The organism is Bradyrhizobium sp. STM 3809, from assembly GCF_000239795.1.
GTDB lineage: Bacteria > Pseudomonadota > Alphaproteobacteria > Rhizobiales > Xanthobacteraceae > Bradyrhizobium.
This window is the reverse complement of record NZ_CAFJ01000387.1, coordinates 1-7,531: the sequence shown is the minus strand read 5'-3', so window position 1 is coordinate 7,531 and position 7,531 is coordinate 1. Positions and strand designations below refer to the sequence as shown.

Annotated in this window: 6 protein-coding genes; 3 read left to right on the top strand and 3 right to left on the bottom strand. The window is 67.5% G+C overall.

Annotated elements, in window-relative coordinates; translation table 11 throughout:
- Positions 1-647: ABC transporter ATP-binding protein (locus BRAS3809_RS19680; protein WP_035657032.1), on the bottom strand; the 647-nt coding region annotated here is incomplete at its 3' end.
- A 251-nt stretch (positions 648-898) separates the two neighbouring features.
- Here BRAS3809_RS19680 and BRAS3809_RS19675 point away from each other — a divergent pair.
- Complete coding sequence (locus tag BRAS3809_RS19675) at positions 899-2,209, top strand: MFS transporter (RefSeq protein WP_008963813.1); 1,311 nt, start codon at positions 899-901, stop codon at positions 2,207-2,209.
- A 203-nt stretch (positions 2,210-2,412) separates the two neighbouring features.
- On the opposite strand, the gene BRAS3809_RS19670 is transcribed toward BRAS3809_RS19675, so the two are convergent.
- Both BRAS3809_RS19670 and BRAS3809_RS19665 read right to left on the bottom strand, forming a co-directional pair.
- The gene (locus BRAS3809_RS19670) at positions 2,413-4,131 is read right to left on the bottom strand and encodes an N-acyl-D-amino-acid deacylase family protein (protein ID WP_008963812.1); all 1,719 of its coding nucleotides are present in this window, start codon (positions 4,129-4,131) and stop codon (positions 2,413-2,415) included.
- Between the two features lie 428 nt (positions 4,132-4,559).
- Positions 4,560-5,783, bottom strand: a complete 1,224-nt coding sequence (locus tag BRAS3809_RS19665) for an MFS transporter (protein WP_008963811.1) — start codon at positions 5,781-5,783, stop codon at positions 4,560-4,562.
- A gap of 456 nt (positions 5,784-6,239) precedes the next feature.
- Here BRAS3809_RS19665 and BRAS3809_RS19660 point away from each other — a divergent pair, with 456 nt between their 5' ends.
- Together BRAS3809_RS19660 and BRAS3809_RS19655 are read left to right on the top strand one after the other, a co-directional pair.
- Positions 6,240-6,983, top strand: a complete 744-nt coding sequence (locus BRAS3809_RS19660) for an ABC transporter permease (RefSeq protein WP_008963809.1) — start codon at positions 6,240-6,242, stop codon at positions 6,981-6,983.
- Positions 6,980-7,531: ABC transporter ATP-binding protein (locus BRAS3809_RS19655; protein ID WP_035657028.1), on the top strand; the 552-nt coding region annotated here is incomplete at its 3' end. The genes BRAS3809_RS19660 and BRAS3809_RS19655, both read left to right, overlap by 4 nt.

The following is a 7,531-nucleotide window of genomic DNA, read 5'->3' as shown; positions in this document are numbered from 1 at the left end:
CCGGCATGGAGATGGACGTGGCGGTCGAGCATCGCGGCGAGCCGCGCGCTGTGCGTCACCATCAGGAAGCCGCAGCCGGTGCGCGCGACGAGATCGCGCGTCAGCGCCATCACCTCGTCGGCGGTGTCCTCGTCGAGATTGCCGGTCGGCTCGTCGGCCAGGAGCAGCGCCGGCTTGATCGCCAGCGCGCGGCCGATCGCGACGCGCTGCTGCTGGCCGCCGGACAATTGCTCGGGATAGCGTTTGAGCATCGTCTTGAGACCGAGCCGCTCCACCAGCTCGGTGTGCCACGCCGGATCGTGCCGCCCGGCCAGCCGTGCCTGGAAGCTGAGATTGTCCTGCACCGAGAGGCTCGGCACGAGGTTGAACTGCTGGAACACGAGGCCGAGCCGCTCGCGCCGGATCGCGGCGCGGCCGGCATCGTCGAGCGCGCCGACCGAGGCGCCGTCGAGCAGGATGTCGCCGCCATCGGCCGCGTCGAGCCCGGCGATCAGATGCAACAGCGTGCTCTTGCCGGAGCCGGATTCGCCGGTCAGCGCCACGCGCTCGCCGGAGGCCACGTCGAGGTCGACACCGCGGAGGACTTTGATCGGCTCGCCGCCGGATCGATAGGACTTGGTGAGATGACGAACGCTGAGCACGAGCATGTCTTGAAGTTGTTGCATCACAACATATCAAGCGCCAACGCGAACATCACGTGCTCGTTCTCGCGAAACCTCATGATGTGATGACCGCTCGCTCGTGGTCAGGTTGCGCGGATCTCTCCGCACAGCCCGAGAGGGAAAATTCTCGCGACGCAACAACAACTTAGCGCGTTGCCTGGGGGGCCGCTTCGTGGCTAGCATGGTGCAAACGCCCGAACCGAAGGGGCGGATCAGAACAATCTCGGGGAAGGACCATGGCCGCGCCAACGACGCTCAAAGTCACCTCCCGCGCAAGCGCGACGCCGACGCCGAAAGGCGCATGGAGGATCACCCTCCTGCTGTTCCTGTTCATGCTGGTGAACTTCGCCGACAAGATCGTGGTCGGGCTCGCCGGCGTGCCGATCATGACCGAGCTCAATCTGACCGCCGAGCAGTTCGGCCTGCTCGGCTCCTCCTTCTTCCTGCTGTTCTCGACCGCCGCCATCATCGTCGGCTTCGTCATCAACAAGGTGCCGACGCGCTGGGTTCTGCTGGTGCTGGCGCTGATCTGGGCGGTGGCGCAATTCCCGATGGTCGGCACGGTCGGCTTCGCCACCCTGCTGATCTGCCGAATCATCCTCGGCGCCGGCGAAGGGCCGGCCGCGTCGGTCGCCATCCACGCCATCTACAAATGGTTTCCCGACGAGAAGCGGGCGCTGCCGACGGCGATCCTGTCGCAGGGGTCTGCCTTCGGCGTGATCCTGGCGGTGCCCGCGTTGAACTGGGTGATCGTGACCTACGGCTGGCACTACGCCTTCGGCGCGCTCGGCGTGGTCGGCCTGATGTGGAGCCTCGCCTGGCTGTGGCTCGGCCAGGAGGGACCTCTGGCGGAGGTCGAGACGGCCAGCTCGGGCGGGCAGCGCGTGCCCTATCTGCAGCTCCTGACCAGCAGGACCTTCGTCGGCTGCGCCGCCGCCACCTTCGGCGCCTATTGGGCGCTGTCGCTCGGGCTGACCTGGTTCACGCCGTTCCTGGTCAAGGGGCTGGGCTTTTCGCAGCAGCAGGCCGGCTTCATCTCGATCCTGCCATGGATCTTCGGCGCCTGCGTGGTGCTGGCCACGGGGTTCGCATCGCAGATGCTGATGGCGCGCGGCGTCTCCACGCGGATGGCGCGCGGGGTGCTCGGCGCGACGCCGCTGGTGATCGGCGGCTTGCTGATGGCGGCGATGCCGCATGTGGACGCAGCGTCGGCCAAGATCGCGCTGCTCGTGGTCGGATCGGGATTGTGCGGCTCGATCTACGTCGTATGTCCGCCGATGATCGGCGAGTTCACGCCGGTGGCGCAGCGCGGCGCCGTCATCTCGATCTACGGCGCGCTCTATACGCTCGCCGGCATCGTGGCGCCGGCGGTGATGGGCAAGATGATCCAGGCTTCCGGCAGCCTGATCGAAGGCTACATGTCCGGCTTCACCATCAACGCGACCATCATGGTGATCTCCGGCCTGCTCGGACTCGCGCTGCTCTGGCCCAACACGGAACGCGCCCGCCTGCAGGCGGATCGGGATGTCGCGGCGGAATTTGCGTGAGAGGTGCGCGCCATCTATTCGGCGTCGTCCCGGCCTTGCGCCGGGACCATAGCCACCGTCGATCGTGGCTGGGCGGACTCGATCGACCAAGGTGCCCCAAACAGCTCCCTGTGGTTATGGGTCCCGGATCGGCGCGCGCGTTGCGCGCTTGTCCGGGACGACACCGAGGATGAGTGGACGGCGCGGGAACACTCGCGCAGAGGTTATTGAATCCCAGCCCGCGCACCTCGGACCAGTCGTCCCGGCCGTGCGCCCGTGGCCTCGCCGTGCCGGCGCGTGACGATGCCGGACACGATCGTCGCCTCGTAGCCGTCGACGTCCTGCATCAGCCTGCGGCCGCCGACCGGCAGGTCGTAATGCACCTTGGGCGGATGCAGATGCAGCCGGTCGTAGTCGATGACGTTGACATCCGCCTTGTAGCTGGGCGCGAGCAGGCCGCGATCGTCGAGCCCGACGGAGAGCGCGGTCTTGCGCGACTGCGCCGCGACGACGAAGGGGATCGACAGCCTGTCGCCGCGCTTGCGGTCGCGGGTCCAGTGCGTCAGCAGGTAGGTCGGGAAGCTGGCGTCGCAGATGATGCCGCAATGCGCGCCGCCGTCGCTCAAGCCCGGCACGCTTCTGGGATCGCGCAGCATCTCATAGGTGGCGTCGAGATTGCCGTCGGAATAGTTGAGGAACGGCACGTAGAGCATGCCGCGTCCGCCATCCGTCAGCATCGCGTCATAGGCCAGCTCCTCCGGCCGACAGCCGCGCGCGCGGGCCTGGGCGCCGAGCGACCGCTCTGGCGGCTGCTCGTAGTCCGGCGGATCGCCGAGCAGGTACATCTTGTCGTAGTTCGGCTTGAAGAACAGCGGATCGTCGGTGGCGCTGGCCTGCTCGCTCAGGATCGCCGCGCGCAGTTGCGGGTCGCGCATCCGCGCAGCGCGCTCGGCGAGCGGCAGATGCGCGATCGCCTGGTAGCTTGGATGCGTCTGCAGCGGGTTGCGGGACAGCTCCAGCCCGAGCAGCAGGCCGACCGGCCGCGCCGCGATCTGCGCCGTCACCGACAGGCCGCGCGCGGCCGCGGCGTTGATCTCGGCCAGGGTCTGCCGCCAGCGCTGCGGCGCGCGATCGTTCTGCGTCACCGAGAACGAGATCGGGCATTTCGTCTGCTCGGCGATGCGCAGCATCATCGGCAGGTCTTCATGGATGGTCGAGATGTCGAGCACGAATTGCAGCACGCTGCGGCCGGCGCCGTGCATGGCCTGCGCGATGGTCGTCAACTCGTCCTCGCCGGCCTTGAGCGTCGGCGTGTAGTCGCCGGTCGAGGTGCGGTGGTTGAGCGTGCGCGAGGTGGAGAAGCCGAGCGCGCCGGCCTTGACGGCATCGCGCGCCAGCGCGGCCATGGCGCGGTTATCGTCGGCCGTGGCCGGATCGCGTCGCGCGCCGCGCTCGCCCATCACATAGACGCGCAAGGCCGCATGCGGCAGCTGCGCGCCGATGTCGAGGTCGAACTGCCGCCTCGCGAGCCATTCCATGTAGTCGGGAAAGCTCTCCCATTCCCAGGGAATGCCGGCTTCCAGCACCGGCTCGGGAATGTCCTCGACGCCTTCCATCAACTGGATCAGCCGCCGGTGATCGGCCGGCCGGCACGGCGCGAAGCCGACGCCGCAATTGCCCATGATCGCGGTCGTGACGCCGTTCTGCGACGACGGCGAGATGTCGTGGCTCCAGGTGACCTGGCCGTCATAGTGCGTGTGGACGTCGACGAACCCCGGCGTGACGAGCTTGCCGCGCGCATCGATCTCCTCGCGGCCGGAGGCCGCGATCTTGCCGACCTCGACGATGCGGCCGTCCGTGATCGCGACATCGGCCTCATACAGCTCGCCGCCGGAGCCATCGGCAATCGTTCCGCCGCGGATCACGAGATCAGGCTGCGTCATGGCGTGTCTTCCCCGGATGTTGTTGTTGGCCGCATCATCGGCGGACGGGCGGTGATGTCAACATGCAGGAGGTGAGGGCTGGATTGCAGAGAAAGGCAGACCCAAGCCGCAGCCGTCGCAGTGCCAGTTGCTGCGCCCTCTCCCCTTGTGGGAGAGGACTACACCGGCCTGTCCATTCGCTTGGTCGGGTGAGGGGTTTCTCTCGGCGAGTTGCGCGCGTCGAGAGAGGCCCCTCACCCAACCGCATATGCCGAACGGTCCTACATGCCCTCTCCCACAAGGGGAGAGGGCGCAGTCATAGGCGCTGCGCTGATCTCACATATCGATGTGAGCGTAGGGTGGGCAAAGCGAAGCGTGCCCACCGTTCACAGCGGCGGTCTTCGTGACGATGGTGGGCACGCTGCGCTTTGCCCATCCTACCACGACAGCTACGCCATCTTCTTCTTCGGCTCGGTGAAGAATGCCAGCACGATGGTCAGCAGCATGAACACCACTGACGTGCCGAACACCCAGCGCGGGGCGTTCATGTCCATGATCCAGCCGAACAGCAGCGGGCTGACGACGCCGGCGAAGTTGAAGCCGGTGGAAACGATGCCGAAGGCGCGGCCGGCGGCGCCTGCGGGAGCGGCGTTGCGCACCAGCATGTCGCGCGACGGCGCGATCACGCCGCTCATGAAGCCGGCGGTGAGCATGATCGCGACCAGCAGCACCGGATGCAGGCTGATGAAGGTGATGATCAGCACCAGCACGGCGTTGACTGCATAGGCCACGGCGGCGACGAGGTTGTGGTGGCGGATGCGGTCGGCGAGCTGGCCGCCGGCGAGCACGCCGACCGCGCTGGCGCCGAGGAAGGCGGTCAGCGCGATGTTCGCGGTCGAGAACGAGATGCCGTAGCCGTTCATGAAGGCGACGACGCCGAAGCTGGAGATGCCGGCGTTGCTCAGGCTGAGCAGCATGAAGAACACGGTCAGCAGCATCAGCATCGGCGTCAGCAGGCTCGGCTGCTTGACCTTGGTGCCGTCGGCCCTGGTCTGGTGCGGATGCGGCGGCACCTCCGGCACGTTGCCGGCGAGCAGCAGCAGCGCCGCGAGCGGACCGACCAAACCGGCGGCGATCAACGCGCCGGAGCCGCCCACGGTGGTGACCAGCGCCGCCATCACCGCCGGCGCGACGGCGCCGCCGAGATAGCCTGCGAAGGTGTGCACGCCGAAGGCGCGGCCCATCCGGCTCTCCTCCATATGCGCCGACAGCAGCGCGTAGTCGGAGGGGTGGTAGACCGCATTGGCGAGGCCGAGCAGCACGGCCGAGACGACGAGGCTGGCATAGGTCAGGTAGACGCCGAGCATCGCCAGCGACAGGCCGCCGAGCGTCAACCCGAGCAGCAGGATGCGGCGGGCCCCGGCGCGGTCCACGAGATAGCCGACCGGCGCCTGGGTCAGCGCCGAGACCACCGCGAAAACCGTGAGCGGAAAGCCGAGCTCGACATAGCCGACGCCGAGCTTCTCCTTCAGGTAGGGGAACAGCATCGGCAGTACCAGCATGTGCAGGTGGCTGACCCAATGCGCCAGCGAGACCAGCGCCAGGGTGCGCAGCGAGGAGGCGGCCCGGACCGGAGCACCGGTGTGTTGCGATGCGGCGAGAACGTCAGCCATGGTCGTCCATTGGTCCCGGGGTGTCTGGAAATCGGTCTGGAGCGCCGCCGATGGTCACGCGCGCTCGCGGCTCGGTCTCGCGACGCGGCGCGACCTCGCGTCACACTATCGACGATTGTGGTTCACTGTCCATGAACGCGACTGCATGGCACGTGCGCGCATGATGCGCCGATTGCGCAACAGCCTGGCCGCCGTCAACCCATCCGGTCCCGCGAGCTGGCCGCCGGCCGCGCGCGAGCCGCAGGCCACGGCCGTCCGGCCGGCGTCGGCGTCGGCAAGATCAACCGGGACGAGAGTTGAAGCGGCTTCGCCATCTGTGTGCCACGCATAGCGGTCACCGTGCACGCTGGTTCCGATGCAACTTGTATGGTGATTCCCCTTGCCCTATGGTTCGAACTACGTCGGTCGAGCAGTGCGAGTAGATGTGACATGCGCGTACGCGGTCTGAGAACCTTCGTGCTGCGACTCGCGCCCTGGCTCTGCGTCCTCCTGCTGTGGTCAGCGGTGCGCGCGAGCGGCTTCGTCAACGACGCGCTGGTTCCCTCGCCGCAACAGGTCGGCGCGCGCTTCATCGATCTCCTGCTGCATCAGGGTCTGCTCTACGACATCTTCGCCTCGGCGCGTCGCGTGTTCGCCGGCGTCTTGCTCGGGATCGCGGCCGCGGTGCCGATCGGTTTCCTGATCGGATGGTACCGGCCGGCCCGCGCCTTCGCCGATCCGCTGATCAACTTCTTCCGCGCGCTGCCGCCGATTGCGCTGATCCCGCTGGTCATCGTCTATTTCGGCGTCGACGAGCTCGCCAAGCTGGTGATCCTGGTCTACGCCGCGTTCTTCTCCGGCGTGATCGTGATGTACGAAGGCGTGTCGCAGATCACGCCCCTGTATATCAGGGTCGCGCAGACGCTCGGGGCGAGCGAGTTCGAGACCTTCCTGAGGGTCATCATTCCGCTGACGCTGCCGCACATTCTCACGGCGCTGCGGGTGGCGCTCGGCGTCACCTGGGCGACGCTGGTCGCCTCCGAGCTGATCGCCGCGCAGCGTGGGCTCGGCGCGACGATCCAGAACGCCTCGACCTACTTCCTGCTCGACGTGATCTATGTCGGCATCATCTGCATCGGCTGCGTCGCGCTGATCATGGACACGCTGTTGCGCCGGCTCAGCGCCTGGCTGCTGGTATGGCAAGACCGGGCTGCGGCATGACGAGCAACCAAGAAGCGCGGCGGGCGCGGTTCGATCATGTGTCGCTCGGCTACGACACGCCGCGCGGCCGGCTGACGGTGATCGACGACGTCAGCTACGACATCGACGAAGGCGAATTCGTCGCCGTGATCGGCCCGTCCGGCTGCGGCAAGACCACGATGCTGAACATGCTCGCGGGGTTCCAGGCGCCGAGCTCCGGCGGCGTGCTGTTCGACGGCGTGCCCGTGACCGGCCCGGGTCCGGAGCGCGGAGTGATCTTCCAGGACTATGGCGTGTTTCCCTGGCTCACCGTCCGCGACAACATCGCCTTCGGATTGCGGCTCAAGGCGAACCGCGTGCCGGCCGCCGAGCGCGACGAGATCTGCGCGCATTATCTCGCGCTGATGGGCCTGAGCGAGTTCGCCGATGCCTATCCGAAGCATCTCTCGGGCGGCATGCGCCAGCGGCTTGCGATCGCCCGCGCCTACGCCGTCAGGCCGCGCTTCCTGCTGATGGACGAGCCGTTCGGCGCCCTCGATGCGCAAACCCGCATTCACATGCAGAGCCTG

Coding starts and splice junctions, on each gene's coding strand:
- BRAS3809_RS19675 (WP_008963813.1), top strand. CDS start 899: ATGGCCGCGCCAACGACGCTCAAAGTCACCTCCCGCGCAAGCGCGACG.
- BRAS3809_RS19670 (WP_008963812.1), bottom strand. CDS start 4,131: ATGACGCAGCCTGATCTCGTGATCCGCGGCGGAACGATTGCCGATGGC.
- BRAS3809_RS19665 (WP_008963811.1), bottom strand. CDS start 5,783: ATGGCTGACGTTCTCGCCGCATCGCAACACACCGGTGCTCCGGTCCGG.